Origin of the sequence: Paraburkholderia sediminicola (assembly GCF_046026675.1) — a bacterium.
Classification (GTDB): domain Bacteria; phylum Pseudomonadota; class Gammaproteobacteria; order Burkholderiales; family Burkholderiaceae; genus Paraburkholderia; species Paraburkholderia sediminicola_F.
In genome coordinates this window covers 2,338,230-2,363,883 of record NZ_JAQQEY010000001.1, presented here as the reverse complement: position 1 = coordinate 2,363,883, position 25,654 = coordinate 2,338,230, and the positions used below count along the sequence as shown (strand labels likewise).

Below are 25,654 nucleotides of genomic sequence, written 5' to 3'. Positions count from 1 at the left end.
GCGCTTTGCACGGGTGATGCGGCGTGGGTGAGGCGCCGCGCAATGCTGCGCGGGTTCGGAAACGATTCAGCGATTCAGTGCCCGAAGTCCGGCCTCAGCGCGTCGGATTCATGCGGAAGTACGCATCGAGCAGCGAAGTCTTGTACACCACGCCCGCCAGCTTCGGATCCGCGGTGCTTTCAACCACCGGCAGCCGCTCCCCCTGGAACGCCATGAAGTGCTGCAACGCAACCCCGAGCGGCATATCCGGCGTGAGCACATCGAAATGCGGCTGCAGATAATCCGCGGCGGTTTTTGCGGAGGTGTCGCGCTTGTCGAGCAGATCGGAGGTGATGTCCTTGAGCGCGACCACGCCGAGAAACGCGCCGGACTCGTTGGCAACGTACAGATACTTCACCGGATATTCGAGGAACACGCGCGTCATATCCTGCACGGTCGCGTTCGGCGGTACGACGGTTTCGGCGGGACGGATCAGTTCGCGCATCTGCGTGGCGCGCAGACGGGTGCGCTCCTGTTCCTCCTGATTGCGGCGCAGCGTGATTTCGTACATCGACGTCTTGCCGATCGCGCGCGACACGAAGTACGCGACCACGCACGACAGCATCAGCGGCAGCACCACCTGATAGCTGAGCGTCATTTCGAAGATCATCAGGATCGCCATCAGCGGTGCCTGCGTGGCGCCGGCCAGAAACGCGCCCATGCCGACCATCGCATAGGCGAACGGCGCCGAGGTGCCGTGCGGCCACAACGCGTGCATGCCCAGACCGAACAGCGAGCCGACCACCGCGCCGACGAAGAGTGTCGGCGTGAATACCCCGCCGATCGCGCCCGAACCCACGGTCGCAGAGGTCGCAACGATCTTGAACACCAGCACAAGGACGAGCGCGGTCCACGTCCACGGCGAATGCAGAATGGAGTTGACGACGCTGTAGCCGTTGCCCCACACCTCGGGCGTCCACACCGACAGAATGCCGACGACCAGACCGCCTAGCGCCAGCCGGATGGGCAACGGCACGGGCAGTTTGCGAAAGCTTGCTTTCGAGAAGTCCATCAGCCGCAGGAACTGTGGCGCGGCTGCACCGCACAGCAGCCCGAGCGCGACGAAGAGCAGGACTTCGGCGCCCGCCACCGGCGGAAACACCGGCATTTCGTACGGCGGTTTGTAGCTGGTGAACTCGCGCATCGTGATGTTGGCGACCACCGCCGAAACCACCACGGGGCCGAAGCTTTCCATCACGATCGAGCCGAGCACGATCTCGGTGACGAAAAACGCGCCGGCAATCGGCGCACTGTACGCCGAGGTAATCCCGGCTGCCGCGCCGCACGCGACGAGCAGGCGCAGACGCGGCGGATCCAGATGCACCCAGCGGCCGATCAACGACGCGGCCAGCGCCGCCAGTTGCACCATCGGACCTTCGCGGCCGATCGAGCCGCCGCTTGAAATCGTGAACAGCGACGACACGCTGCGCCAGAAGCTCAGTTTGACCGGCACCACGCCGTCGCCGATCGCGACGGCTTCCATGTAGTCGATGTGATTGCACTTGTCGACGTGACGCTGCGCGACCAGCAGAAAGAGGCCGGCGATCAGGCCACCGGCGGCGGGCAGCCACACGCGCACCGTCCACGGCAAGCTGCGCGCCATTTCGACGAAACTGCCGGACTTGCCGACCGCCGCCAGTTGCAGCAACGCGATGCCTTCGCGAAAGGCAATCGTCGCGAACGCGCCCGCGACGCCGACCACCACCGACCAGACCAGCATCGTATGGGCGTCGGAGAGACGGAACAGGGTTTGGGCGCGGGTGCGCAGCTTCAGCAGGAATGAAAGCACGTCGGCAGGAGAGGGCGTGATAGGTGGATGGAATGCGCGTACGGTAACAGCATCGCGCCCGCTGGCGGAAGCGGGCGCGATGCGCAAGGGTCGCGAAGGAGCACGGCGTGGATCAAGTCGCCGCCTTGTCGAGTTCCGGGTAGTGCCGGAAGATGCAGGCTTCGTTGTGCGCGATGCGCCGGTCGGACTGCAGATAAGCGGCGATGTTCGGCCGCTCGATCACCGCGTCGTGCAAGGCCGCGAGGCGCGGATAGTGTTCGCCAAAACGCTTGAGCGCGCGTGGAAACGCGTATAGCAGGCCGTCGATCAGCTGGAACATCGACAGGTCGACGTAAGTGAGCGCGTCGCCGACCATGAACGTGTCGCCAGCCGGGTTCTGTTTCAGCACGCGCTCGAAGTACTTCATGAACTTCGGAATCCGGTGGTCGATGAAGTCGTGCGCGCGCACTTTGGCGGCGTCTTTCTGGTCTTCGTAATACAACGCGCTGGCGAGCGGATGATGCGTGTCGTGCGCTTCGGTCACCATGTCGGCGATCGTCAGTTGCAGTCCGTTGGCGACATAGCGCAGGCTTTCGGCCGATGGCGCGAGATTGAGCTTCGGACCGAGGTAGAACAGGATGTTGGCGGTCTGCGCGATCACCAGATCGCCGTCCTTGAGAAACGGTGGGGCGAACGGCGGATAGGGCTCGTCCTTGCTCTTCATGATCGCCATCATCGCGTTTGTGCCGAGGCCGTCGGACGGTTCGCCGCGCGCCACTTCCACGTAGTCTGCGCCGGCTTCTTCCAGGGCCAGCCGCACGAATTCGCCACGGCCTTGCAGGCCGTCCCAATAGTAAAGTTCCAGGCTCATCGATCAGTCCTCATTCCGGTTGCATGAACGGGTTTGCGTGAACGGATAACGTTAGCAACCAGTATGCCGCGCATGGGTGACGGATGGTTCTCCTGAACGCACAAAACCCCGCACGCGGCGGGGTTGGCGAAGAGGCGGGGGCAGCTTAGCCGAGCAGGTGCTGGACGGTCCACGTGATACCCAGTCCGCCGGCAATCAACCACACATACAGGATGAAACCGGTGGTCAATGCGCGGGGGCCGGCCTGACGGATCTGCGCGACACGGGTTTCGATACCGAGCGCGGTCATGGCCATGGTGAGCGCGAAGGTGTCGAGCATGTTCAGCGTGCTGGTCGTGCTTTCCGGCAGAACGTGCAGCGAGTTGATCACGACGAAGGCGAGGAAGCCGAGCGCGAACCAGGGAATCGCCAGCTTGCGCGGGGCGTGTTGCTTACCGTCTTCGGCCGTTGTGGAGGCGGCCGCGTTGCGTGCCGGGCGGTTCACCCACATGCCGACGACCAGCAGCACCGGCACCAGCAGCATCACACGGGTCATCTTGACGATGGTCGCGATGTGGGTCGCTTCCGGGCTCACGTTGCTGGCCGCGCCGACCACCTGCGCCACTTCGTGAATCGTGCCGCCGAAGAACAGACCCGCGCCAACCGTGTCGAGATGCAGCCAGCCCGCCTTGAACAGCACCGGGTAAAGGAACATCGAGAGGGTGCCGAACAGCACGACGCTGCCCACCGCCATCGCGCTCTTATGCGGCTTGGATTGCAGCGTCGACTCGAACGCGAGCACGGCCGCCGCGCCGCAGATCGCGCTGCCCGCGGCCGTCAGCAGCGCCGTGTCGCGGTCGAGTTTCATGATCTTCATGCCGGCCCACGTGCCGATCACCAGCGTGCTCACGACGATCAGCACCGATTCGGCGAGACCGGGCAAGCCGACCTGGGCGATTTCCTGCAGGCTGACGCGCAGCCCAAAAAACGCCACGGCGATGCGCAGGAGTTTGCGCGCTGAAAAGTTGACGCCGGCCGCCCAGCTCTCGGGCATGCCGTCGCGCAGTGCGTTGCCGTAAATGGCGCCGGCCACGATGCCGACGATCAGCGGGCTCAGACCCAGGCCGGCGATGGCCGGGATCGAAGCGACGCGGGTCACGGCTGCGGCGAACAGCGCAACGAACAGAATGCCGTTGAGTTGGCCGCGGGTGGATGACCCGGCAGGTGCGGCGGAAGCGGTGAGATGAGCGGTGGACATGGCGTAGCGCCTTTCTATGACTGTCTTGATTCGATAGGCCCAATCCTAAATTAGATATATCGATATGAAAAATCGTGATTTAGGATGTAAAGTATCAGCTTCGCGGATACTTTGACCGTCATGACCCCGGACCAACTTATAACGTTCGCCGCCGTCGCCGAGCATCGCAATATCAGCCGGGCGGCTGTGGCGCTGCATCTATCGCAGCCGGCCGTATCCGGACAATTGCGCCAGTTGCAGGACGAATTCGGCGAGCCGCTTTACCTGCGCGACGGGCGCGGCGTGCGCCTGACACCCGCCGGCGAGCAGCTCGCCAGCTATGCGTCCCGCCTGCGCGATACATGGCGGCAGGCGCATGCGTATCGCGACGCGTTGCGCGGGCTCGAGCAGGGCACCCTGCGCATCGGCGCAAGCACCACGCCGGCGAGCTATCTGCTGCCGTACCTGATCGCCGACTTTCATCGCCACTACCCGGACGTGACGCTGCATACCGCCGATGGCAACACGACGGAGATCGTCGGCGCGCTGGGCTCAGTGGATATCGCGATGATCGAAGGTCCGGTTGGCTCGGATCTGCCGCCGGACACCGCGGTGCACGCGTGGCGCGAGGATGAAATCGTCGCGATCATGCCGCGCACGCATCCGCTGGCGGTGGCGCAGGCGCAGGCGCAGGCGCAGGCGCAGGCGGGCGGCGCGGGTAGGGCTGTCGCGGCAGCCAGGGTGGATGGGGGCGGAGTGTCAGGAGCGGTAGAGGCCGGAGCGGCCATCAACGGCGGGCGGGTGGAGTTGGCGGCGCTCGGTCCGCATCCGCTGGTGTTGCGCGAGGCCGGGTCGGGCGTGCGGCAGATCGTCGAGCGGGCCTTTGCCCGGGCGGGCGTGCCGATGCGCGTGGCGCTGGAGATTGCCGGGGTCGAAGGCGTCAAGGAGGCGGTGCGGGCGGGCATGGGCATCGGTTTCGTCTCGGCGATGTCGATGCGGCATGAGGACGGCGCGCTGTGCCTGTTCTCATTGAGCCCGGAGCCGCTGACACGGCGGCTGTCGATTCTGGTGCCGCATGCGAGTGCGCCGTCACGAGTGGTTGAGCAGTTCCTCGCGTTGTGCCTTGCGGATGGGCCCTGATCGAGGTTTCCTGGGGATTTCCACTATGGTGCGTGACACCTCGCCCGGCGCACTATTCGGGCATCGCAAGCGCCTCGGCGCTTTTTTTAGAAACGTGTTTGGAACCGGTTCCAAATGCCGATCCTGAGACAGGTTTGAGTAAATTCGACATGACTGACGCAGTGGACGTGGTGATCGTCGCAAGCGCATTCGGGATGGACGCGGTTCGCACGCACGGTCATCTGAAGTGGGCCGACGCGAGCAAACAGGCCGGCGCCACGGGCTTCGAAGTGCGTCGCGAACTGTTCGCGGACGAAGCCGATGCCGCGCCGCAGGCGTTGCGCGCGCTCGGCAAGGAGATTGCGGCCCTCGGGTTGTGGTCGGTCTACTCGACGCCCGCGTCGCTGTACACGACGGATGGCAGGCTCGACGCCGACGCACTGCGCGTCTCGATTGAAGAAGCGATCGCGCTGGGCGCGCGCTTCGTAAAGCTGCAACTCGGCGGATTTGGCTTCGAGGCTAACGCCGCAGTGATCGCCGACTACATGCGCTGCGCGGATGTGCGGCTCGTCGTCGAAAACGGTCAACTGGCTGAAGGCGGTTCGCTCGCGCAATTCACCGGCCTGTTCGACGCGTTGGAGCGTGAAGGCCACGCCGGTCTGCTTGGCATGACTTTCGACATCGGCAACTGGGCCTGGCGCGATGTCGCGCCGCTCGATGCCGCTGGTCCGCTGGCTGTGCATGTCGAATACATCCATTGCAAGACGACGGTGGGCGAGGGCGCTCGACGCTTTCCCGCCGCGCCCGCCGCCGGCGACACGCAGTTCGCCGCGGTGCTCGACAAGCTGCCGCGCCACGTGCCGCGCGGCATTGAATTTCCGTTCGATGCAAACCGTATCGATGCGGACGCGGCGCATTACGTCGCATGGCTGGCCGCCGCGTAGGACCTGAGAGAGCGGTACCCAAAAAATGCCCGCCAAAAACGCGTGTGGAGACGTGCACGCGGTACGGGCGGAAGCATGCAGAGAAGCGCAAGCAAAGCAGCGGACGCAAAAAACAGGTAGCAAACTGGAACACGCGGGAACACGCAGGAGCGAAGCATGAGCAATACAAGCGCAGCACTCGACGTCATCACCTACGGCGAAGCGATGGCCATGTTCGTGGCCGCCGAAACCGGAGCACTCGCCGGTGTCGGGCAATTTACCAAGCGCGTCGCAGGCGCCGATCTGAATGTGGCAATCGGTCTGTCACGCCTTGGTTTCAAGGTGGGCTGGATGAGCCGCGTCGGCAACGATTCGTTCGGCCAGTACGTGCGCGACACGCTGACGAAAGAAGGCATCGACCAGCGCTGCGTGGCCACCGACGAGCGCTACCCGACCGGTTTCCAGCTGAAGTCGAAGAACGACGACGGCAGCGATCCGGCCATCGAATACTTCCGCAAAGGGTCGGCGGCGAGCCATCTGTCGTTGGCTGACTACGTGGCCGATTACGTGCTGCCCGCGCGTCATCTTCACCTGACGGGCGTCGCGCCGGCCATCTCGGCGACCTCGTGTGAACTCGCTTTCCATCTGGCGCGGGAAATGCGTGCCGCAGGCAAGACCATTTCGTTCGACCCGAATCTGCGCCCAACGCTATGGCCCTCGCGCGCCGCCATGGTCGAAGGCTTGAATGCGCTCGCCGCATTGGCTGATTGGGTGCTGCCCGGCATCGGCGAAGGCGAGATTCTGACTGGCTACACGCGGCCGGACGACATCGCCAGGTTTTATCTCGACCGGGGCGCGCGTGGCGTGATCATCAAGCTCGGCGCAGAAGGCGCGTACTTCCGCACCGCCGACGATGCCGCCGTGATCGCCGGTCAGCCGGTCGCGAAGGTGGTGGACACGGTCGGCGCGGGCGATGGTTTCGCCGTCGGCGTGGTCAGTGCGCTGCTCGAAGGCAGGACGCTGCCGCAAGCGGTCGCGCGCGGCAACCGCATCGGCGCCCTGGCGGTCCAGGTGATCGGTGATTCGGAAGGCCTGCCGAGCCGCGCCGAACTCGACGCGCTCGAACGTGCCGACGTGCCGCACATCGCAACCGCGGCTTGAGCGCGGATGAGCCGCGCACCGTGCCCCATTCGGCGCACTTAGCCAGATTCGGTATTAGCTGGCTCGATAACAGCAAGAGCGCTCGAACGGCGCCCCATGACCGCCCATCATTGCTTCGGGAAGCCGTTAGCAACTTTCTTGCATGGGACCAGAGTAAGCGCTAAAGCGCTAACTCTGGTCGACAAAGGAGACTTCCATGACTTCATCGCTTGCGATTCGCCGTTGGTGGACGATCATGCCGATCGTATTCATCACGTACAGCCTCGCTTATCTCGACCGCGCGAACTTCGGTTTCGCATCGGCCGCCGGCATCAATCAGGATCTCGGTATCAGTAAGGGCTTGTCGTCGCTGATCGGCGCGTTGTTCTTCCTCGGTTACTTCTTCTTCCAGATTCCCGGCGCGATTTACGCGGAACGCCGCAGCGTGAAAAAGCTCGTGTTCTGGAGCCTGATCCTATGGGGCGGGTGCGCGGCGCTGACCGGCATGGTCAGCAATATCCCCTCGCTGATGGTGATCCGCTTCGTGCTCGGCGTGGTCGAGGCCGCGGTGATGCCGGCGATGCTGATTTTCATCAGCAACTGGTTCACGAAGAGCGAGCGCTCCCGCGCCAACACCTTCCTGATCCTCGGCAATCCGGTGACGGTGCTGTGGATGTCGGTGGTATCCGGCTATCTGGTGCATTCGTTCGGCTGGCGCCACATGTTTATCGCCGAAGGCGCACCGGCGATTCTCTGGGCCGTGTGCTGGTGGTTCATCGTGCAGGACAAGCCGCAGCAGGTATCGTGGCTCACGCAGCAACAGAAGGACGATCTCGCCGAAACCTTGCGCGCCGAACAGGCCGCGATCAAGCCGATGCGCAACTACAGCGAGGCGTTCCGTACGCCCGCCGTGATCAAGCTGTGCGCGCAATATTTCTGCTGGAGCATCGGTGTGTATGGTTTCGTGTTGTGGCTGCCGTCGATTCTGAAGAACGGCTCGACGCTCGGCATGGTCGAAACCGGCTGGCTCTCGGCGCTGCCGTATCTGGCCGCAACGATCGCCATGCTTGCGGCGTCGTGGGCATCGGATAAACTCAACCGCCGCAAAGTGTTCGTGTGGCCGTTCCTGCTGGTCGGCGCGGTGGCGTTCGCCGCGTCGTACGCGCTCGGCTCCACGCACTTCTGGATTTCGTACGCGTTGCTGGTGATTGCCGGCGGCGCGATGTATGCGCCGTATGGGCCGTTCTTCGCGATCGTGCCGGAATTGCTGCCGAAAAACGTCGCAGGCGGCGCAATGGCGCTGATCAATAGCATGGGTGCGCTCGGTTCGTTTGTCGGTTCGTACGTGGTCGGCTATCTGAACGGCGCGACCGGTTCACCCGCGGCATCCTATGCGTTCATGAGCGTGGCGCTGATCGCCGCGGTGATTCTGACGTTGATCGTCAAACCGCAGGCGCAAGCACAGCCGCAAACCAAGGGCGCCACGCTCGCCACACCGTTGCAAGGAAAATAAGCTGATGAAGAAGATCGTCGCCTGGAAGTCGCTGCCTGAGGATGTGCTCGTCTATCTGCAACGGCATGCGGAAGTCGTGCAGGTCGATCCTGCGCAGCACGACACGTTCGTCGCCGCATTGAAGGACGTGGACGGCGGCATCGGTTCGAGCGTGAAAATCACGCCGGCGATGCTCGAAGGCGCGAGCCGGCTGAAGGCGTTGTCGACTATCTCGGTGGGCTTCGACCAGTTCGATGTTGCCGATCTCACGCGCCGCGGCATCGTGCTCGCGCACACGCCGGACGTGCTGACCGAGTCCACGGCGGATACGGTGTTCTCGCTGATCCTCGCGTCGGCGCGGCGCGTGGTCGAGCTCGCGGATTGGGTGAGGGCGGGCGAGTGGAAGCAAAGCATCGGGCCCACGCATTTCGGTGTCGACGTGCAGGGCAAGACGCTCGGCATCGTTGGGCTGGGGCGGATCGGTGGCGCGGTCGCGCGGCGCGCGGCGCTGGGCTTCAATATGAAGGTGCTGTACACGAATCGCAGCGCGAACGCGCAGGCGGAACAGGCATACGGCGCGCGCCGCGTCGAGTTGGCCGAACTGCTCGCTGCCGCTGACTTCGTCTGCCTGCAAGTGCCGCTCACGCCCGAGACGAAGCACATGATCGGCGCGGCCGAATTCAAGTCGATGAAGAAGAGCGCGATTCTGATTAACGCGTCGCGCGGCGCCACGGTCGATGAACAGGCGCTGATCGAAGCCCTGCAAAACGGCACGATTCACGGCGCGGGTCTGGACGTGTTCGAGACCGAGCCGCTGTCGGCCGATTCGCCGTTGCTGAAAATGGCTAACGTGGTCGCGCTGCCGCACATCGGCTCGGCGACGCACGAGACCCGTCACGCGATGGCGTTTAACGCGGCGGAAAACCTCGTCGCCGCGCTCGACGGGACGCTCGCGACCAACATCGTCAACCGCGAAGTGTTGAAGAAATGAGCACGATGCCGCTTGCCGCCCCGCGTCGCGCGACCATCACCGATGTCGCTCGCGAAGCCGGTACGGGCAAGACAAGCATCTCGCGCTATCTGAATGGCGAGATGAGTGTGCTGTCGCCGGAATTGCGCGCGCGCATCGAGGCGGCCATCGAGCGTCTCGACTATCAGCCGAACCAGATGGCGCGCGGCCTCAAGCGTGGCCGTAACCGCCTGATCGGCATGTTGCTCGCCGACCTGACCAACCCGTATTCCGTCGAAGTGCTGCAAGGTGTGGAAGCCGCTTGCCATGCGCTCGGGTTGATGCCGCTGATCTGCCACGCAGCCAACGAAGTCGAAATGGAGCGGCGCTATCTGCAACTGCTGACCACGTATCGCGTGGAAGGCGTGATCGTCAACGCGCTCGGCGTGCGCGAGGAAACCCTGCGGCCGGTGGGCGGTGGGGGGATTCCGGCGGTGCTGGTCGACCGTTCGGTAGATGGGCTCGTCGCCGACATGGTTGGGTTGGACAACCGGGCGGCGGCCGAACTCGGCACGCGGCATCTGCTAGACAACGGGTTCGATGACATCTGGTTCGTCGTGCAGCCCTTCGAGCAAGTCAGTTCGCGGCAACTGCGCGAGGCGGCGTTTCGCGAGGTGATGAGCGGCGTGGGTGGGACGGGCGGTAAAAGCGAAGGCGGCGCGCGCGGGCATACGCTGGTGCTGAATCTTGCGGAGCCGGCAACTGTCGAGCGCGCCCTTGCCGAACTGGATCGCGCAATTGACGCGGCTGGCGGCCTTGACGGCGCCGCAGCCAGCGTGACAGGCAAGGCGACAAGCAGCGTCACAGTTCGCACCGGCGGCAAAGCCAGCCGCATCGCCTTGTTCGCGGCCAACGCGCCCGTCGCACTGTGTCTCGCGCTGCATCTGAAGGCGCGCTACGGCGCGGATTGGCAGGCGCGCGTCGCGCTGCTGTCGATCGACGATCCCGAATGGGCCGAATTGACGGGTATCACCGCGATCCGCCAGCCGACCTACGAGATCGGCTATCGCGCGGTCGAGTTCCTCCACGAGCGCATCGAAGGGGTTCAGGCCACCGCGCGCGACTGCCTCTTGCCAGGCGAATTGATCGTCCGCGCGTCAACTTCGCGCTGATCTGCGATCATTCGGGCTGCGGCGCGCAGCGGGTGCGCGCCGGTCATCGCAAGGAAACCCATGGTTGTTGCACCGCTTACCCTCTCGAGCCTCGCCGTCGCGACGCTGTTCATCGCGGCCTTACCGTTCCTGATCTACCGCCGTCTGCGCCGGCCGCTCGCGCTGAACCCCCGCGACGCGATCACCGGCATCGCCGTGTTCGCGCTGTTCGCGATGGTGATCGAGCGCGCGCTGAATGACTATGTGCTGCATCGGAACGAAGCGACCGCCACCTTCCTGTCCAATCCAGTAGCCTTCGTGGTGTATGGCGCGCTGGCGGCGGGAATCTGCGAGGAAGTGGGGCGGTTCATCGGAATGCGGCTGCTGCTCAAGCGTGCGGCAGCGAAGTCCGAGTCGACTGCGGGCACGGGCGACGGCACGGCGCTGACCTATGGACTGGGCCACGGCGGCGCTGAAGCGTGGCTCGTCGGTGTGCTGGTGCAGATTCAATGGATCCTGTTCGCCATCTTCGAAAACCGCGGCGAGCTGGACGGCTATCTGAGCAATCTGCCGACCGACTCGGTGATGCGCATCCATCTGATCCTCGCCAGCCTGACGCCGCAGACGGCCGGCATTTTCGCGCTCGAGCGGGTGGCCGCGCTGGTGTTCCAGATCGGCTTGTCGGTGTTGATGTGGCGTGGCGTGCGGGCTGGCTGGCGTGGCATCCTGCCGCTCGCGATTGCGTTGCATGCGCTGGTCGACGTGCCGGCTGCGTTGTTCCAGGCGCAACTCGTGCCGCTAGCTGCCGTTGACGGTGTGTACGCGCTAGGGGCGCTGATCGTCGTGGGCTTGTTGTTCAGAGCGTTCCGCCGCCCGGCGCTTGCCGCGTGAGCCCCTTGTGAGCGGCTTGTTACGCCGGCCATCCGTGATTCTCTAACTTTCGGCGTACCCTTGTGGTACACCGTTCAGGCTCATCCTTTCGGCACACTTCATGGAAGAAGCTTACCAATACGACTGCGCGAATCCCGAGTTCGAGGAATTGGCGCGCGTTATCAGCGACCTGTTTCCCGAGCAGACGCAGTTCATCCAGCGCGCGGGCGAAGACGGCACGCCGACACTGGCGATTCACTGGGTTGCCATGCGTTTCGGTGCGACCGCGCGCCGGATCGTGATGACCGTGGTGATCGCACCGACGGCATTGGCGCGTTATCGCGCGTTGCCGGCGCGGCTGAGAGGCCGGAGTTTCGCCGTGCTGCGGGCGTACGTTGAAGCGAGCATTGGCTCGCTTGAAGAACAGTACGCGAACGGCGAGGCGGTGCCGCGCGATGTAACGGTGGATCTCGGCGACGAGTTTGCCTGAAGCGATTGACTGAAGACCCTCGGGCCGTTGGATAGAAGGCGGGCCCGAGTGCCGCTGGGCTTATCGGGCCCAGCCGGCCACAACTCACCGGCAGTGGGTCACAGCCTGTGAGTCACTGCCTGTGACACAGCCTGTGACTCAGTCCGCGAGCCGATAGACCTTCGCGAAGCGCGCGGCCTGCACCACGCCGTAGTCGCCGGGGGCGTACTGCATGATCCAGTCGCCGGCCGCGCCGTGCAGAACGTCGCCGCCGCTCGCCGAGCGGGCCAGTGAAAACGCTTCTTTCATCTGTTTGGCCAGCACGACGGCGGGACGGTTTCGGTATGCGCCCGGTTCGCCGTGAGCGAGGGCGGTGTCTTCCGGCAGGTATTTGGCATCGAAACGTTCACGCGAGACGACCCAGCGGTCGCCGGTCGACCCGGTGATCAGCGCATCGCCGCGAGCATAGCGGTTCGGGCCTTCCAGGCTCATCAGTTCGCCTTCGGCAGTAGCGAATTCAACGTGCACGGTTTCGTTTTTGACGACGCGCTGGGCGTCGGCATCTTGACTCAGATCGAGATTTTTGAGTTCGGTCATGAAGCGAGTGGGTGTGGATATGTGGACTGCGTGGCCGGGACCTTGCGCCCCGACGCTGCGTACTCGCAATCATGCCAGATGCATTTGAAGATCGGTTTCTTTTGCTAAAGGCAATAGAACCGCGGGCAGCGCGGAAACCCGCGCTGCCCGCCATCAACCGTGTCGCTAATCTCTTACGGCTTCAGAGTCGCATCACTCGGCAGCAGCCGGCGCCTTCTTGGCGCCGCCCTTGCCATGGTGACGATGGCCGCCTTCAGGGCCGCCCTGATGGAACGTCACGTCGGCCAGTTTCTTCTGCTCAGGCGAGAAGCTGCTGTATAGCGGATCGAACGCATCGACCAGTTTCTTCATGCCGTCCGCATGCGCTTGCGCGATCGTGGCGTATTGCTTCATGTCGTCGATCGCCGACAGGTTCGTGTTGGCCTTGCGCTGCTGGAACAACTGCCCCATCGTCTCGCCATTGCTGCGCATGACATCGGCGAACGCGTTCCATTGCGATTCCTGCGCCGACGTGATCTTCAACTGCGTGTGCAGGTAGGCGATGCGGTCTTCGACATTGCGCTCGTGGCCTGCTTTGGCGGCCGGTGCGGAAGCCGGGGCGCCCGTGGGTGCCGAGGCCGGTGCGGAAGTTTGTGCGAATGCGCCGCTCATGGCGACTGCGGTGGCCAGCATTACGAGTGCTTTTTTCATCGAAACTCCTGATGTCTGTTCGAATTATGACAAGGCGAGCATGGCGAGCGGCCCAACGCGCGTTCGCATAGCGACGCAAGGCGACCGGCTGCCCACTTCGCCGTCGCCGCTATTAGTATCACGATATCCCTACAATGCGGCTGCAGTGCGACAAACGCTTACAACCGAAACGAACAGGAAATAGCGGGTGGACAAATTCGTCAGCATGGAAATCTTCGTCGCTGTGGTCGAGGCGGGCAGTCTCACGGCGGCCGCCGAGCGCTTTGACATTTCGTCGGCGATGGTGGGCAAGCACATCCGCTCGCTTGAAACGCGGCTCGCGACGCGGCTTCTGACGCGTACCACACGCCGTCAGAGCCTGACTGAAATCGGACGGCAATATTACGAGCAGTGCCGGCGTATTCTGGCCGACGTCAGGGCGGCGGAGTCGCTCGCCGAGGCCATGACGGCCGCGCCGCGCGGGGTGCTGAAGGTGACGGTGCCGCTGACCTACGGCGTCGAAGTCTTTGCCCCGGCGATGACCGACTACCTGAGTGCGTGGCCGGACGTGAGCCTTGAACTGGATCTGTCGAATCGCGTGATCGATCTCGTGGAAGAGGGCTTCGATGCGTCGGTGCGAATCGGCCGCTTGCCGGATTCCAGTTTCGTCGCACGGCCGTTGAAGCCTTACCGGATGCGCGCGTGCGCGTCGCCGGCCTATCTGGAGCGGGCCGGCATACCGCGCACGCCGGCTGATCTCATGCGGCACGAATGCCTCGGCTTTCTGCATTGGGGCCGCGAGGGGTTGTGGCGGCTAGGCGGCGAGGACGCGGACGAAAACCAGCTGCGCGCCGGACGGTTCCGGGCGAACAACGGCCAGGCGCTCAAGGTTGCCGCATTGCGAGGTTTCGGGTTGGTGTTGCAGCCGGAGGCGCTGCTTGCGAGGGAGATCGCCAGTGGCGAACTGGTGTCGGTGCTGGAGGACTATCTGCCCGAAGGCGCGCCCGTCCATCTGCTCTACTCATGCGACCGCCGCGCCACGCCCAAGCTCACCAGCTTCATCGATTTCGTGATCGAGCGGTTCGGGGCGTGATCTTGCCGCTTGCCAGGTTTTGTTTCCCGATTCCAGCTTGCCGCTCGTTGTTAGCCGCTCATCATTGCGTCGCTCATGATTCGGGGTTCCTCTGCCTGACGCTCGATGCCCAGGACGCGCGATAATCCTTCACTACCGACCAACTTCTTTCGCCCCCGATGAGACCTCCGCGCCTCGACCAACTCGACGACCTCGACCGCAACCTCGTTGCGCTGCTGCAAGCCAACGCCCGTGAGAGCGTCGCCAACCTCGCGCGTCAACTGGATGTGGCGCGCACCACCGTGATCGCCCGGATCGCCCGCCTCGAGCGCAGCAACGTGATTGGCGGCTATAGCGTGCGGCTCGGCCAGGACGTGCTCGACTCGAGCATCCAGGCGTACGTCGGCATCATCATCGCGCCGAAATACGGCCCGGCCGTGCAGAAACGTCTCGGCAAGATGCCCGAGGTGCAACTGCTCTGCGCGGTAAGCGGCGAGTTCGACTATGTCGCGTGGCTGCGCGCCGATTCGCCCGACCGCCTCAACGATCTGCTCGACGAGATCGGCGGCCTGGAAGGGGTGGAGCGAACCACTACGTCGATCATCCTTGCGCGCAAGATCGACCGCGGCATGGTGTGATTCCGCGGCCAAATTTTTACGCCGTTTTGACATGTTTTCGACATATCGACTAATCACGTCGTCATAACGTCGAAGTTCATGGTCATAGCGCAGCACTTTGCGCGTATGAACTGTTTTTGCTTCTCCCTAAACTGTGTCTCAAGGGTTCAGCCCGCCGGGCGCAGCGCCTTAGCGCAGCGCACTTCCCAAGCTGATAACAGCACACAAAAAACTAGGAGAAGCGACATGAAAGTAGCCATCGTTGGCGCAGGTTTGATCGGTCACACCATCGCCCATATGCTGCGCGAAACTGGCGACTACGACGTCGTCGCATTCGACCGCGATCAGCATGCGCTTGATAAGCTCGCCGCCCAGGGTATCCCGACCCGCCGCGTCGATTCCGCCGATGCCGCCGCGCTGCGTGCCGCCATTCAAGGCTTTGACGCGCTGATCAACGCACTGCCGTATTACCTGGCGGTGAACGTGGCCTCGGCTGCCAAGGGCGCGGGCGTCCATTACTTCGACCTGACCGAAGACGTGCGCGCCACCAGCGCGATTCGTGCAATCGCCGACGACGCCGATCACGCCTTCATGCCGCAATGCGGTCTCGCACCGGGCTTCATCGGCATTGCCGCGCATGAACTGGCGAACCGCTTCACCGAAATCCGCGACGTAAAAATGCGCGTCGGCGCGCTGCCGGAGTTCCCGACCAACGCGCTGAAGTACAACCTGACGTGGAGCGTCGACGGTCTGATCAACGAGTACTGCCAGCCGTGCGAAGCGATCCGCGACAGCCGCACACAGTGGGTGCAGCCGCTGGAAGGCCTCGAACACTTTTCGCTCGACGGTACCGAATACGAAGCCTTCAATACGTCCGGCGGGCTGGGTACGCTATGCGAAACGCTTTCGGGCCGTGTCGAATCGCTCGACTACAAGTCGGTGCGCTATCCGGGTCACCGCAACCTGATGCAGTTCCTGCTGGAAGACCTGCGTCTTTCAAGCGACCGCGATACGCTCAAGACCATCATGCGCCGTTCGGTGCCCGCGACCGCGCAAGACGTCGTGCTGGTGTTCATCACCGTGAGCGGTATGCGTGACGGTCAACTGGTGCAGGAAGTCTTCACCCGCAAGATCTTCGCGAAGACGGTGTGCGGTGTGCCGATGAGCGCCATTCAGATCACCACGGCCGGTGCGATGTGCGCGGTGCTTGATTTGTTCCGTGAGCAGAAGCTGCCGCAAAGCGGTTTCGTGCGTCAGGAACAGGTGTCGCTGCGCGACTTCCTCGCGAACCGTTTTGGCCAGTTATACGAAGGGCAGTCGCTGGATGCGATGGCAACGGTGTAAGCCGCGACTGTCGCGTTGGGGTTGCAAAAGAGGCTCAATACCGAGGGCCGTGCGACGACGCGGTAGTGATTGCCGCGAGCAACGAAGCAGGCCTCGCAGAAGGCCGTTTGATGAACGCCCCGCCATGCGGGGCGTTTTTCGTTTGAAACGCCAGTGCTATGCAGGCGTGGCACTGGCTGTGACATAGGCGACTACACAGGCAGCGGCGGCAGCATCGCAGGCGACGCATTCGGCTCGCCTGCGAGGCGTGCGAGCAACGCTTCGTAATCCGCGCGGGTTGGCGCGGTGTTGTCGAACATCAAGAGGTCTTCGCAAATATCGCCGCTCGGCACGAAGCGGCGCTGCCGATACTCGTCCCAATGCGCGAGTTTGTAGGCATCGTTCGGATTGCCGCGCGCGACGATACGTTGATGCGCCATCTCTTCGGACGTGTAGACCCATACGACCCGCAGCGCCACGTCCGCGCCGATGCCGAGCCAGGCGCGATCGAAGAGGCGCCGCTCGCGCACTTCGCGCGAGAGCGGCCCGACCACCAGCGCACTGACGCCGAGCTCAAGATTGTCGCGGGCGGTATCGAGCAGGCCGCGATACTCGGGATCGCGCAGGTGCTGCAGAAAAAGCGGGCTGTCGCGATCGTTCGGATCGCCTGTCAGCATGGCCATGGCGGCCGCGCTGTAGCCGCCGAACAGCGTATCTTTGTCGAGCAGGCAGAAGGGTGTCGCGATCGCCTGCATCAGCGGGCCGATCAGCTTCTTCGCCAGGGTGGTTTTGCCGGTGCCGGCGTGACCGCAGAAGAAAACCAGGTGGGTCACGAAGACGAGTCCTCGGGCGTAGCGGCTGGGGTGCCGGCGTGCTGCGGGTCACGCGCGAATTTGCCGCTGGCCTCCAGCCACATCACATTGATGATGCCGAAGCCCAATGCCACGCCGATGCCGAGAATCCAGGTGAAATACCACATTGCAGTCTCCTTGGTCGTATGTCCGGCGAGGCAGCCGGTGAGGCACTACGCATAGCCAGTACAGAGAAGCAAACATGCTGGCGGATAAAGGTAGCACGCTGCTGACCCGAGGGTAAATCCGCAGCGCGCGGCGCCCACAGCCGAACGCTTTGCAGCGATCATGAAGAAGAACGCAGCAGCGCGCAAGAGGGCGTGCAGACCGCTGGCCGTTCGGCCAGGATTGCACAATGCGCCTATAACAAGAGCAACACCGCCAACAACACGGGAGACCCAGCATGCCGATGCGTCCGCACTTTCACTGCAAAGCCGCGCTGCTTGCGCTGGCTATCGCGTCGCTCGCCGGTTGCGGCTCGACACCTGCCGAGCCCGTCCCGTTCAAGGAGGTACCGCAAGCGCGCATCGTCCAGCCCGGTTACACGGAGCCGGGAACCGGACTGGTCGCCGTGGATGTGCGGCGCGAACGTTCCCGCGACGTTATCGTCCGGTTCCGTGATGCGCTGGTGTATATCGACGGCGAGCAGGTCACCGATCTGATGAACGGCGAACATGTGGTCTTCTATCTGAGCCCGGGCGTGCATCGCATCGGTGTCTCCACGCAATTCGATCCGGTCGTGGAGATGCACTTTACGGTCACGGCCGATACACGCTATACGAACCGCGCGTCGGTCACCTTCGGCGACGATCACGGCATCGCTTTGCGCAGGGTTGCGAAATAGCGCAGGGCAGCGTCTGACAACGCGGGATTGCGGCGGGCCGCGTCGAAATGTGGCCACCGCGCGAGAGCTTTAACAATTGGATACATGACGGTCACGCAGAGCCCTTAACATGGCGGGCATCGTGTATCCGTTCATGCAGACCCGGCGTGGGGCCTACGCACAGTGCGAAGCCGGCCGGTCTGTTCCGTTTTCAAGGTAATCCGACATGCTGATCAATTGCGCCGCCTATCAGGACGGCCGGAAGCTGGCTGACATCGATATCGACAGCATCAGCGACTACGTGGCGCGGCCCGAGTGCTTCGTCTGGGTCGCGCTGAAAGACCCGGAGCCGGGCGAGCTGGCCGTGATGAAACACGAGTTCGGCCTGCACGAACTCGCGATCGAGGATGCGCAAAACGGCCATCAGCGTCCAAAAATCGAGGAGTACGGCGAGTCGCTATTCGCGGTCATGCATACCGTGGAAATGGACGAACAAGGCGAGCTGCTGATCGGCGAGGTCGACGTCTTCGTGGGACACAACTATGTGCTGTCGGTACGCCGTGGCACGCGCGCCGGGTTCCAGAACGTTCGCACCCGTTGCGAGCACGAGCCGCATTTACTCAAGGAGGGCTCGGCGTTTGTGCTGTACGCGCTGGCGGACGACATCGTCGATCGTTATTTTCCGATCGTCGAGGCGTTGAACACCGAGATCGAAGCGCTCGAAGACCGTATCTTCGAGCGCAATAATTCGGCGGCATCGCGCGTGATCATCGAGGATCTGTACTCGTTGAAGCGCCGTCTCGTGATCCTGCAGCACCACATCGCGCCGTTGCAGGAAGCGATCGGCAAATTGACGGGCGGCCGGATTCCGAGCGTCTGCGAAGGCATGCAGGCTTACTTTCGCGACGTCTACGATCACCTCGAACGGATTGTCAGAATCATCGACGGCCGGCGCGAGCTGGTTGTCACCGCGGTGCAGGTCAATCTCGGGATGATCTCACTCGCCGAAAGCGAGGTGACCAAGCGACTCGGCTCGTTTGCCGCGTTGTTCGCGGTGCCGACCATGATCGCCGGCATCTACGGGATGAACTTCCAGAGCATCCCCGAGTTGCACTACAAGTTCGGTTATCCGGTCTGTCTTGCCGTGATGCTGACCGTGGATCTGGTTCTGTACTGGCGCTTCCGCAAGGCCGGCTGGCTTTGATAGACCGTTGGGCCATCGCCCCGTGCTGTTCCCGCTTGCACCGTACGCAATAAAAGTCCAGCATAGGCGGCCCGCCGGTGGCTAAGCTTGCAGCCGGCGGTAAATCTGCCACGCACAGACTGAGCGAGGAACCGTTGCCAGAACACAGCCTGCCGGTGCGCCTGTTCGCCGCACCGCGCCGAAGCCATCGAGCGCATCGCATCGACGCATTTTCTGCGGACCGATGCACCGTAACACTGCGAATTGTTGACATTCCGGGAATGGCGCGCTGAGAATAGGCTTGGCAAACGTTTGCGCATCACTAAAAATACGGCTCGACGCGAGCCCAACAAACCCTGGAGATAGGCATGAGCCATCGCATTCGCCGCCGCATGCTGGCGGCCGCTGTTCTCGTCACCGCTACCGCCGCTTTTCCGTTTTCCTCCGCTTACGCGCAAACCACGCCCGCCCATAAGCCGAAGGTCGCGCTGGTGATGAAGTCGCTCGCCAACGAGTTCTTCCTGACCATGGAAACCGGCGCGAAGGACTATCAGAAACACAATGCCTCGCAGTTCGACCTGATCACCAACGGCATCAAGGACGAAACCGATACCGCGAACCAGATCCGCATCGTCGAACAGATGATCGTCTCGAAGGTCGACGCGATCGTGCTGGCCCCGGCTGATTCGAAGGCGCTGGTGCCGGTCGTCAAGAAGGCCATCGATGCGGGCATCATCGTCGTAAATATCGACAACCGGCTCGACCCGGACGTGCTCAAGTCGAAAGACCTGAACGTGCCGTTCGTCGGCCCGGATAACCGCAAGGGTGCGCAGAAGGTCGGCGACTATCTGGCCAAAAAACTGAAGGCGGGCGATGAAGTCGGCATTATCGAAGGCGTGTCGACCACCACCAACGCGCAGCAACGCACAGCGGGCTTCAAGGACGCCATGCAGACCGTCGGCGCGAAGGTCGTGTCGGTGCAGTCGGGCGAATGGGAAATCGACAAGGGCAACGCGGTGGCGTCGGCCATGCTCAATGAGTATCCGAACCTGAAGGCGCTCCTCGCCGGCAACGACAATATGGCGATCGGCGCGGTCTCGGCCGTACGCGCGGCAGGCAGGCAGGGCAAGGTGCTGGTGGTCGGCTACGACAACATCAACGCGATCAAGCCGATGCTCAAGGACGGCCGCGTGCTCGCTACTGCCGACCAGTACGCCGCCAAGCAGGCCGTGTTCGGTATCGACACTGCGTTGAAGGCGATCAGCGAACACAAGAAGCAGTCGCAGTTGTCCGGCGTGGTGGAAACGCCGTGCGACCTCGTGACCAGGTAAGCGTCGGGTAGCAGGTATCGAAATACGCGCCGCAAGAAGCACCACAAGAAGCACCGCAACACGCCGGGGCACGCGGGTTCGCGCTCACGCCGCTGCATGCTGAATGTATGGCAAAAGACACGCGAATCCGCGTCAATTCAATAAACGCTCAAGAAACCTCCTGCGCCGCCGTTAATTCCAGAGGTAAGCGACAAGGCTGCCGGCACGCGGCTCGGCTTTTCGAATTACCTGGGCCTCGCCGGTGAGCGACTGGCGATGAACGTGCTGTTCTCGCTGCCGGTTTTGCCTTTCTGGCGGGCGAGACGTTCAGCGCGACAGCCGATCAGTGCGATAAAAGCAAGTATTCATGGGTGTGGTCTGTCTTCGAGGAAGACGTCCGGTGGGTCGCCAGATGGCGTGGCCGGCAGGAACAACAGGCAGGAGAGCAACAGGTTATGGCGACGATCAAGGATGTAGCGGCCGTGGCAGGCGTGTCGTTCACGACGGTATCGCACGTGGTGAACAACTCACGGCCGGTGTCGGCCGACGTGCGCGCGAAGGTCGAACACGCGATCCGTCAGCTTCACTACGTACCGTCCGCGGTGGCCCGCTCGCTCAAGGCGCGGGCGACGGCGACGATCGGTCTGGTGGTGCCGAACAGTACGAATCCGTATTTTGCGGAGATGGCGCGTGGTATCGAAGATGGTTGCTCGCGCAACGGCTACTGCCTGTTCTTCTGCAATTCCGACGACGATCCGGCCAAGCAGCGTAACTATCTGCGCGTGCTGCAGGAAAAGCGTATCGACGGACTGATCGTCGCCTCCGCGGGCGACGACGCGGTGCTGGCGCAGGCGCTTGCCGACGCCCGCGAGCCGCTGGTCATCGTGGACCGCAATATCGAAGGCGTGAACGCGGATCTGGTGCAGATCGACCACGAGAAGGGCGGCTATCTTGCGACGCGTCATCTGCTCGAACTGGGGCACGTGCGGATTGGCTGCATCACCGGGCCCGTGAAGACGGCGGTGAGCGCCATGCGGGTACACGGCTTCATCCGCGCCATGACCGAACGCGGTATCGAGATTCCGGCCGGCGCGATTGTCGAAAGCGATTTTTCGGGAATGGGCGGCCATCGCGCGGCGGGACAACTGTTCGACACGGTGAAGCCGTCGGCGATTTTTGCCGGCAACGACATGATGGGCATCGGCGCGCTGCGCGCCGCGGCGGAGCGCAATATCAGCGTGCCGCGCGATTGCTCGATCATCGGTTTCGACGATATCGAACTGGGACGATTCACCTATCCGGCGCTCTCGACGGTCGGGCAGTCGGTCCGCGCGCTCGGTGATATGGCCGCGCAGACGCTGATCGAACGCATTGCCGGGACGTCGTCAGGCAGTCCTCGCGCGCTGGGTCGCCGGCGTGTCGTGTCGCCGCGCCTGATCGTGCGCGAATCGACCGCAACATGGGCCGGCGTGGCGAGACGCGATCTGGCGGCCTGATATCAATTGTTGTTGCCGGGCGTGAGCCGGAGGGCTTCGCGGCCGGTCTTCCATGCTGCTTTTTGCGGCTTGCTGAATCGTGCGCGAGCGTTGAGCGCCGCCTCGGACTTAAGCGCTTCCCGCCGGTCTTCGAGCGCGCCATTGCGCGCCCAGGATCTCAGATCGAAAGTCCTGTTTTGAACCCCGCCTGAATCCGTCTTGCCTATCCGCGTTCGGCCTTCCGCGCCGCGTGAATGCACTTCCCCGAATGCCTAAAGCGCTGCGTGCCCCAGGAACGCGGCCTGTCAGTGCTTTGTAATTTCTTCCAATTGTTTACAACGGCTTTCTTCATACCATATAAATCCTTCAAGTATGCCGATCAGGTGCCGTAAACAAAAGTATTAGAGCGCGTCCTCAAATTAGCGCCATGTACGCAGAGCCACACGCTACCCCGCGCTGCGCACGCAGCCTCTTATTTGTTAAGTACAGGAACGAGCATGTTGAACAAAGGCATCACGATCAAGGCGCGGATTGGCCTCACGATGGCTTTCCTCGCCGCGCTGCTGGTCGCCATTGGCGTTTTCGGTTTGTTCGGCATGAGCCGTTCGAACGACGCTTACCAGGATACGTTCACCAACGCGATGCCGAGCGCGGTCAATATCGGCAACGCCGAGCTCTTTGCGGCGCGCGAACGGCTGGCGCTTGACCGGGCCGCGTTCATGATGGGCACGCCGGAGGTGGCGTCGACGATTGAACGCGCGCATGGAATGCGCGTGACGTCCGACATGTGGTGGAAAAAGTATATGGACCTGCCGCGCGACACCGAGGAAGACCGTCTCGCGCAGGACGTTATCGTTAAGCGCGATGCACTGCATCAGCAATTGGACGCGTTTGCGGCAATCATCACGGCGAACGATCAGAGCAAGGTTGTCGACGGCGCCAAGCGCTTGCAGGCGGCATACAACGAACTCGCCAACTCGGACGACGCGCTGCGCAAGTTCCAGTTCGACTCGGCCAGGCAAGGTTACGACTCCGTGCAAAGCAGTTTCGAAGTGTTCCGTATGGTGAGCATTGGCGCACTGCTGGTCGGCGTCCTCGCCGCCGTGCTGTCCTACCTGACGCTCAGCCGCGCGATTGCCCGTCCGCTCGACGCCGCCCTCGGTCATTTCGACGCGATCTCCGCGGGCGATCTGCGCCGCCCGGTCGTGGTCACCTCGCGCGACGAAATGGGGCAGTTGCTCGAAGGTATCGCCAGAATGCAGCGCAGCCTCACCGAAACGGTGCGTACAGTGCGCAGCGGTAGTGAATCGATTGCGACGGCCACACGCCAGATCGCGGCCGGTAATATCGATCTGTCCTCGCGAACGGAAGAGCAGGCGTCGGCGTTGCAGGAAACCGCGTCGAGCATGGAAGAGCTGACCGGCACGGTCAAGCAGAACGCCGACAACGCTCGCCAGGCGAGCTCGCTGGCAGCCAATGCGTCCGAGATTGCCAACAAGGGCAGCGCGGTGGTCAGCCAGGTGGTCGGCACGATGGGTGACATCAATCAGAGCTCGGCGAAGATTGCCGACATCATCTCGATCATCGAAGGGATTGCGTTCCAGACCAACATCCTGGCCCTGAATGCGGCCGTGGAAGCGGCGCGGGCCGGCGAAGAAGGGCGCGGATTCGCGGTGGTGGCAGGCGAAGTGCGCAGCCTCGCGCAGCGTTCGTCGGCGGCGGCCAAGGAAATCAAGGAACTGATCGACACTTCGGTGGAGCGCGTGCAGTCCGGCTCGGCGCTGGTCGACGAAGCCGGCCGCACCATGACCGAGATCATCGGTGCGGTGCAACGCGTGACCGACATCATGGGCGAGATCGCGGCAGCCTCGGAAGAGCAAAGCAGCGGCATCGACCAGGTCGCGCGCGCTGTCACGCAGATGGATGAAGTGACGCAGCAGAACGCCGCGCTGGTCGAAGAAGCCGCTGCAGCAGCGTCTTCGCTCGAAGATCAGGCCGGCAAGCTGCGTTCGGCGGTCGCGGTGTTCCAGCTTGAAGAGAGCGGCTTCAAAGCGCCGGTGAGCGCAGCGCCGAAGCGCGTGACCGCGCCGGTTCGCCGCCCGGCGGCGGCACGCAAAGTGTCACATGCCGCGTCACAAGCCACCCCGGCGGCCAGGACGTCTGCTGTGCCCGCAGCGACACAGGCACCGGCTGCCGCCGCGCCGACGAAGACGCCGGCACGGGCAGTGGCGAGCGCCGGAAGCGATCAGGATTGGGAAACCTTCTGATCGTTGCAACATTCGTTCCCGATGATGCATCAGACGGAACGACGCTTGTGCGGATCGGCCGCATGACGATAAAGACCGCGATTGCGCATGCAACCGCGGTCTTTTTTCATGGTCTGCGGACTAAGTAACGCTCACATGTGTTGTCTACACCCTGGTAAGCGTCGTGATCCGGTACATTGACGGGCGCGACTACCGCTTGTACCGGCAACCTTGCCGCTACAGACAGTCAGCGCGCGAACCGTGAGCCCGCTTGCCAACTGCTGCAACTCAGCGCGGCAACCCAACGCTCAACGCGCCAGCCATAAAGGACCGACATGACGCAATACGACCTCGCGAACCGCCTCGTCGAAGCCCGCCGGCAGCATCGCCCGATCGATGCGCCCCCACCTGACAGCCTGCCGCCCGACGCGGCAACCGCGTACGCGATCCAGCAGGCCGTCATCGTGGGCCTCGGCGACTCGACGGGTGCGTGGAAGATCGGCGCCAGAGCGCCGGGCGGGGCCGCCGCGGGCGCGCCGATTCCGGCTTCGCTGGTGCTGCCGTCGCCCGCGCGGGTGGCCCATACCGGCTTTTTCCGGGTATTGGTGGAGCTGGAGGTCGCCTTCCGTTTCGCCGAGGCGATCGAGCCGCGCGGCCGGGCTTATGCGCGCGACGAGGTGCTGTCCAAGGTTGGCGTCGTGTTGCCGACCATCGAGATCGTCGATAGCCGCTTTGCTGAGTGGCCCAATGTCGCGCCGCTTGCGCAACTGGCCGACGCACAGAACAACGGCGCTTTGATCACCGGTCGTCCGGTTGCCTATGCGGGCCTTGCCCGCAGCTTCGATTTCGTATCGCCCGAACTCGAGCTGAGTTTCGACGGCAACTCGCTGGTGCCCGACGCCACGGGCAATCCGGCGGGCGACCCGCGTGAACTGCTGGTGTGGTTCGTCAACCATTGCGCCGCCATGGGCATCACCATCGAGCCGGAATGGACGCTCACCACCGGTTCGTACGTCGGTGCGCACAATGTGGACAAACCGGGCATCGTGCGCGGCCACATCGACGGACTTGGGGAAGTGGAGATTGAACTGACCTGAGCGTGTCAGTCGCCGTGTACTTGTAACGGCGCGCTTGTGAGGGTCGGCTTGTAACCGCTGATTACGAAGCATCAGGCAAACGGCTGCTCACGGGCGGCCGTTTTACATTTGCGGCCGCATCTGCACTGCGCGCTTAGCCGTATACACCTATGAAGCGGCCCGACGCGCTGCCGTGATCCAGTTATACATGCGGCTAACCCTGTCGCCGACGCGGTTAATACGCGAGGCAGGCATGGGCAGCAAGCACGCGGCAACACACCGCACTTCATGTGAAATAGTGCGGAACGATACCGCCGGTGCGTTGACGAACCGCTTGACGATGCGTCGATGAACAGTGTCTCAGGTGAGCACGGCGAACGAACATGTAACACAGCGCATGTCGCT

The 25,654-nt window shown here is 63.2% G+C and carries 23 protein-coding genes and 2 pseudogenes; 18 read left to right on the top strand and 7 right to left on the bottom strand.

Going from position 1 to position 25,654, the window contains the following annotated elements:
• Positions 1-94 precede the first annotated feature (94 nt).
• The 3 genes from PQQ86_RS10300 to PQQ86_RS10290 all read right to left on the bottom strand — a co-directional run bounded on the left by PQQ86_RS10300 (position 95) and on the right by PQQ86_RS10290 (position 3,915).
• Positions 95-1,828, bottom strand: coding sequence for a ClcB-like voltage-gated chloride channel protein (locus tag PQQ86_RS10300; RefSeq protein WP_408266289.1), 1,734 nt, complete (start codon positions 1,826-1,828; stop codon positions 95-97).
• Positions 1,829-1,940: 112 nt separating this feature from the next.
• Entirely contained in the window at positions 1,941-2,678 is a 738-nt protein-coding gene (locus tag PQQ86_RS10295; protein ID WP_408266287.1) for a glutathione S-transferase, read from the bottom strand.
• Positions 2,679-2,823: 145 nt separating this feature from the next.
• Positions 2,824-3,915 (bottom strand): YeiH family protein, encoded by a 1,092-nt coding sequence (locus PQQ86_RS10290; RefSeq protein ID WP_408266285.1) that lies wholly within the window; start codon positions 3,913-3,915, stop codon positions 2,824-2,826.
• Between the two features lie 120 nt (positions 3,916-4,035).
• On the opposite strand from PQQ86_RS10290, the gene PQQ86_RS10285 reads away from it, so the two are divergent.
• The 8 genes from PQQ86_RS10285 to PQQ86_RS10250 all read left to right on the top strand — a co-directional run bounded on the left by PQQ86_RS10285 (position 4,036) and on the right by PQQ86_RS10250 (position 12,028).
• Positions 4,036-5,034, top strand: coding sequence for a LysR family transcriptional regulator (locus PQQ86_RS10285; RefSeq protein WP_408266283.1), 999 nt, complete (start codon positions 4,036-4,038; stop codon positions 5,032-5,034).
• 149 nt (positions 5,035-5,183) lie between these two features.
• On the top strand, positions 5,184-5,957 hold the full coding sequence (locus tag PQQ86_RS10280; protein WP_408266281.1) for a sugar phosphate isomerase/epimerase family protein: 774 nt from the start codon (positions 5,184-5,186) through the stop codon (positions 5,955-5,957).
• 156 nt (positions 5,958-6,113) lie between these two features.
• The gene (locus PQQ86_RS10275) at positions 6,114-7,097 is read left to right on the top strand and encodes a sugar kinase (RefSeq protein ID WP_408266279.1); all 984 of its coding nucleotides are present in this window, start codon (positions 6,114-6,116) and stop codon (positions 7,095-7,097) included.
• A 196-nt stretch (positions 7,098-7,293) separates the two neighbouring features.
• The gene (locus PQQ86_RS10270) at positions 7,294-8,589 is read left to right on the top strand and encodes an MFS transporter (RefSeq protein ID WP_408266277.1); all 1,296 of its coding nucleotides are present in this window, start codon (positions 7,294-7,296) and stop codon (positions 8,587-8,589) included.
• A 4-nt stretch (positions 8,590-8,593) separates the two neighbouring features.
• Positions 8,594-9,559: a 2-hydroxyacid dehydrogenase gene (locus tag PQQ86_RS10265; protein WP_408266275.1), complete on the top strand. Its 966-nt coding sequence runs from the start codon at positions 8,594-8,596 to the stop codon at positions 9,557-9,559.
• Complete coding sequence (locus tag PQQ86_RS10260; RefSeq protein WP_408266273.1) at positions 9,556-10,689, top strand: LacI family DNA-binding transcriptional regulator; 1,134 nt, start codon at positions 9,556-9,558, stop codon at positions 10,687-10,689. The genes PQQ86_RS10265 and PQQ86_RS10260 overlap by 4 nt, the downstream gene beginning before the upstream one ends.
• A gap of 60 nt (positions 10,690-10,749) precedes the next feature.
• On the top strand, positions 10,750-11,559 hold the full coding sequence (locus PQQ86_RS10255) for a YhfC family intramembrane metalloprotease (RefSeq protein WP_408266271.1): 810 nt from the start codon (positions 10,750-10,752) through the stop codon (positions 11,557-11,559).
• 100 nt (positions 11,560-11,659) lie between these two features.
• Positions 11,660-12,028, top strand: coding sequence for a DUF3022 domain-containing protein (locus tag PQQ86_RS10250; protein ID WP_097392865.1), 369 nt, complete (start codon positions 11,660-11,662; stop codon positions 12,026-12,028).
• 138 nt (positions 12,029-12,166) lie between these two features.
• Here PQQ86_RS10250 and PQQ86_RS10245 read toward each other — a convergent pair whose 3' ends face one another.
• Both PQQ86_RS10245 and PQQ86_RS10240 read right to left on the bottom strand, forming a co-directional pair.
• Positions 12,167-12,604, bottom strand: coding sequence for a PGDYG domain-containing protein (locus tag PQQ86_RS10245; protein WP_408266269.1), 438 nt, complete (start codon positions 12,602-12,604; stop codon positions 12,167-12,169).
• Positions 12,605-12,777: 173 nt separating this feature from the next.
• Positions 12,778-13,294, bottom strand: a pseudogene (locus PQQ86_RS10240) (Spy/CpxP family protein refolding chaperone).
• Between the two features lie 187 nt (positions 13,295-13,481).
• Between PQQ86_RS10240 and PQQ86_RS10235 the strand changes: the two are divergent.
• The 3 genes from PQQ86_RS10235 to PQQ86_RS10225 all read left to right on the top strand — a co-directional run bounded on the left by PQQ86_RS10235 (position 13,482) and on the right by PQQ86_RS10225 (position 16,306).
• Positions 13,482-14,366 carry a LysR substrate-binding domain-containing protein gene (locus PQQ86_RS10235; protein WP_408266267.1) on the top strand — a complete coding sequence of 295 codons (885 nt, stop codon included), beginning with the start codon at positions 13,482-13,484 and terminating at the stop codon, positions 14,364-14,366.
• 158 nt (positions 14,367-14,524) lie between these two features.
• Positions 14,525-14,983: an Lrp/AsnC family transcriptional regulator gene (locus PQQ86_RS10230; RefSeq protein WP_054039581.1), complete on the top strand. Its 459-nt coding sequence runs from the start codon at positions 14,525-14,527 to the stop codon at positions 14,981-14,983.
• 225 nt (positions 14,984-15,208) lie between these two features.
• Positions 15,209-16,306 (top strand): saccharopine dehydrogenase family protein, encoded by a 1,098-nt coding sequence (locus tag PQQ86_RS10225; protein WP_408266265.1) that lies wholly within the window; start codon positions 15,209-15,211, stop codon positions 16,304-16,306.
• 191 nt (positions 16,307-16,497) lie between these two features.
• Here the strand turns inward: PQQ86_RS10225 and PQQ86_RS10220 are convergent, their stop codons facing one another.
• The gene (locus PQQ86_RS10220; RefSeq protein ID WP_408266263.1) at positions 16,498-17,118 is read right to left on the bottom strand and encodes a P-loop nucleotide/nucleoside kinase family protein; all 621 of its coding nucleotides are present in this window, start codon (positions 17,116-17,118) and stop codon (positions 16,498-16,500) included.
• Positions 17,115-17,264, bottom strand: a complete 150-nt coding sequence (cydX, locus tag PQQ86_RS10215; protein ID WP_408266261.1) for a cytochrome bd-I oxidase subunit CydX — start codon at positions 17,262-17,264, stop codon at positions 17,115-17,117. Before cydX ends, PQQ86_RS10220 begins: the two co-directional genes overlap by 4 nt.
• Before the next feature lie 275 nt (positions 17,265-17,539).
• Here cydX and PQQ86_RS10210 point away from each other — a divergent pair, with 275 nt between their 5' ends.
• The 7 genes and pseudogenes from PQQ86_RS10210 to PQQ86_RS10180 all read left to right on the top strand — a co-directional run bounded on the left by PQQ86_RS10210 (position 17,540) and on the right by PQQ86_RS10180 (position 25,270).
• Positions 17,540-17,980, top strand: coding sequence for a hypothetical protein (locus tag PQQ86_RS10210; protein ID WP_408266259.1), 441 nt, complete (start codon positions 17,540-17,542; stop codon positions 17,978-17,980).
• Positions 17,981-18,185: 205 nt separating this feature from the next.
• Complete coding sequence (corA, locus tag PQQ86_RS10205; protein ID WP_408266257.1) at positions 18,186-19,163, top strand: magnesium/cobalt transporter CorA; 978 nt, start codon at positions 18,186-18,188, stop codon at positions 19,161-19,163.
• Positions 19,164-19,510: 347 nt separating this feature from the next.
• A complete protein-coding gene (locus PQQ86_RS10200; RefSeq protein WP_408266255.1) occupies positions 19,511-20,473 on the top strand; it encodes a sugar ABC transporter substrate-binding protein in 963 nt (320 codons plus the stop codon).
• A 156-nt stretch (positions 20,474-20,629) separates the two neighbouring features.
• Positions 20,630-20,799: pseudogene (locus PQQ86_RS10195) on the top strand (ABC transporter permease); the annotation flags it as partial.
• 108 nt (positions 20,800-20,907) lie between these two features.
• A complete protein-coding gene (locus tag PQQ86_RS10190; protein ID WP_408270205.1) occupies positions 20,908-21,948 on the top strand; it encodes a LacI family DNA-binding transcriptional regulator in 1,041 nt (346 codons plus the stop codon).
• Positions 21,949-22,424: 476 nt separating this feature from the next.
• The gene (locus PQQ86_RS10185) at positions 22,425-24,194 is read left to right on the top strand and encodes a methyl-accepting chemotaxis protein (RefSeq protein ID WP_408266253.1); all 1,770 of its coding nucleotides are present in this window, start codon (positions 22,425-22,427) and stop codon (positions 24,192-24,194) included.
• A gap of 314 nt (positions 24,195-24,508) precedes the next feature.
• Positions 24,509-25,270: a hydratase gene (locus tag PQQ86_RS10180; protein ID WP_408266251.1), complete on the top strand. Its 762-nt coding sequence runs from the start codon at positions 24,509-24,511 to the stop codon at positions 25,268-25,270.
• Positions 25,271-25,654 lie beyond the last annotated feature (384 nt).

What these genes read in the sequence shown, in the direction of transcription:
- PQQ86_RS10295 (WP_408266287.1), bottom strand. Translation starts at nt 2,678, where the DNA reads ATGAGCCTGGAACTTTACTATTGGGACGGCCTGCAAGGCCGTGGCGAA.
- PQQ86_RS10290 (WP_408266285.1), bottom strand. Translation starts at nt 3,915, where the DNA reads ATGTCCACCGCTCATCTCACCGCTTCCGCCGCACCTGCCGGGTCATCC.
- PQQ86_RS10285 (WP_408266283.1), top strand. Translation starts at nt 4,036, where the DNA reads ATGACCCCGGACCAACTTATAACGTTCGCCGCCGTCGCCGAGCATCGC.
- PQQ86_RS10280 (WP_408266281.1), top strand. Translation starts at nt 5,184, where the DNA reads ATGACTGACGCAGTGGACGTGGTGATCGTCGCAAGCGCATTCGGGATG.
- PQQ86_RS10275 (WP_408266279.1), top strand. Translation starts at nt 6,114, where the DNA reads ATGAGCAATACAAGCGCAGCACTCGACGTCATCACCTACGGCGAAGCG.
- PQQ86_RS10270 (WP_408266277.1), top strand. Translation starts at nt 7,294, where the DNA reads ATGACTTCATCGCTTGCGATTCGCCGTTGGTGGACGATCATGCCGATC.
- PQQ86_RS10265 (WP_408266275.1), top strand. Translation starts at nt 8,594, where the DNA reads ATGAAGAAGATCGTCGCCTGGAAGTCGCTGCCTGAGGATGTGCTCGTC.
- PQQ86_RS10260 (WP_408266273.1), top strand. Translation starts at nt 9,556, where the DNA reads ATGAGCACGATGCCGCTTGCCGCCCCGCGTCGCGCGACCATCACCGAT.
- PQQ86_RS10255 (WP_408266271.1), top strand. Translation starts at nt 10,750, where the DNA reads ATGGTTGTTGCACCGCTTACCCTCTCGAGCCTCGCCGTCGCGACGCTG.
- PQQ86_RS10250 (WP_097392865.1), top strand. Translation starts at nt 11,660, where the DNA reads ATGGAAGAAGCTTACCAATACGACTGCGCGAATCCCGAGTTCGAGGAA.
- PQQ86_RS10245 (WP_408266269.1), bottom strand. Translation starts at nt 12,604, where the DNA reads ATGACCGAACTCAAAAATCTCGATCTGAGTCAAGATGCCGACGCCCAG.
- PQQ86_RS10230 (WP_054039581.1), top strand. Translation starts at nt 14,525, where the DNA reads ATGAGACCTCCGCGCCTCGACCAACTCGACGACCTCGACCGCAACCTC.
- PQQ86_RS10225 (WP_408266265.1), top strand. Translation starts at nt 15,209, where the DNA reads ATGAAAGTAGCCATCGTTGGCGCAGGTTTGATCGGTCACACCATCGCC.
- cydX (WP_408266261.1), bottom strand. Translation starts at nt 17,264, where the DNA reads ATGTGGTATTTCACCTGGATTCTCGGCATCGGCGTGGCATTGGGCTTC.
- PQQ86_RS10210 (WP_408266259.1), top strand. Translation starts at nt 17,540, where the DNA reads ATGCCGATGCGTCCGCACTTTCACTGCAAAGCCGCGCTGCTTGCGCTG.
- corA (WP_408266257.1), top strand. Translation starts at nt 18,186, where the DNA reads ATGCTGATCAATTGCGCCGCCTATCAGGACGGCCGGAAGCTGGCTGAC.
- PQQ86_RS10200 (WP_408266255.1), top strand. Translation starts at nt 19,511, where the DNA reads ATGAGCCATCGCATTCGCCGCCGCATGCTGGCGGCCGCTGTTCTCGTC.
- PQQ86_RS10190 (WP_408270205.1), top strand. Translation starts at nt 20,908, where the DNA reads ATGGCGACGATCAAGGATGTAGCGGCCGTGGCAGGCGTGTCGTTCACG.
- PQQ86_RS10185 (WP_408266253.1), top strand. Translation starts at nt 22,425, where the DNA reads ATGTTGAACAAAGGCATCACGATCAAGGCGCGGATTGGCCTCACGATG.
- PQQ86_RS10180 (WP_408266251.1), top strand. Translation starts at nt 24,509, where the DNA reads ATGACGCAATACGACCTCGCGAACCGCCTCGTCGAAGCCCGCCGGCAG.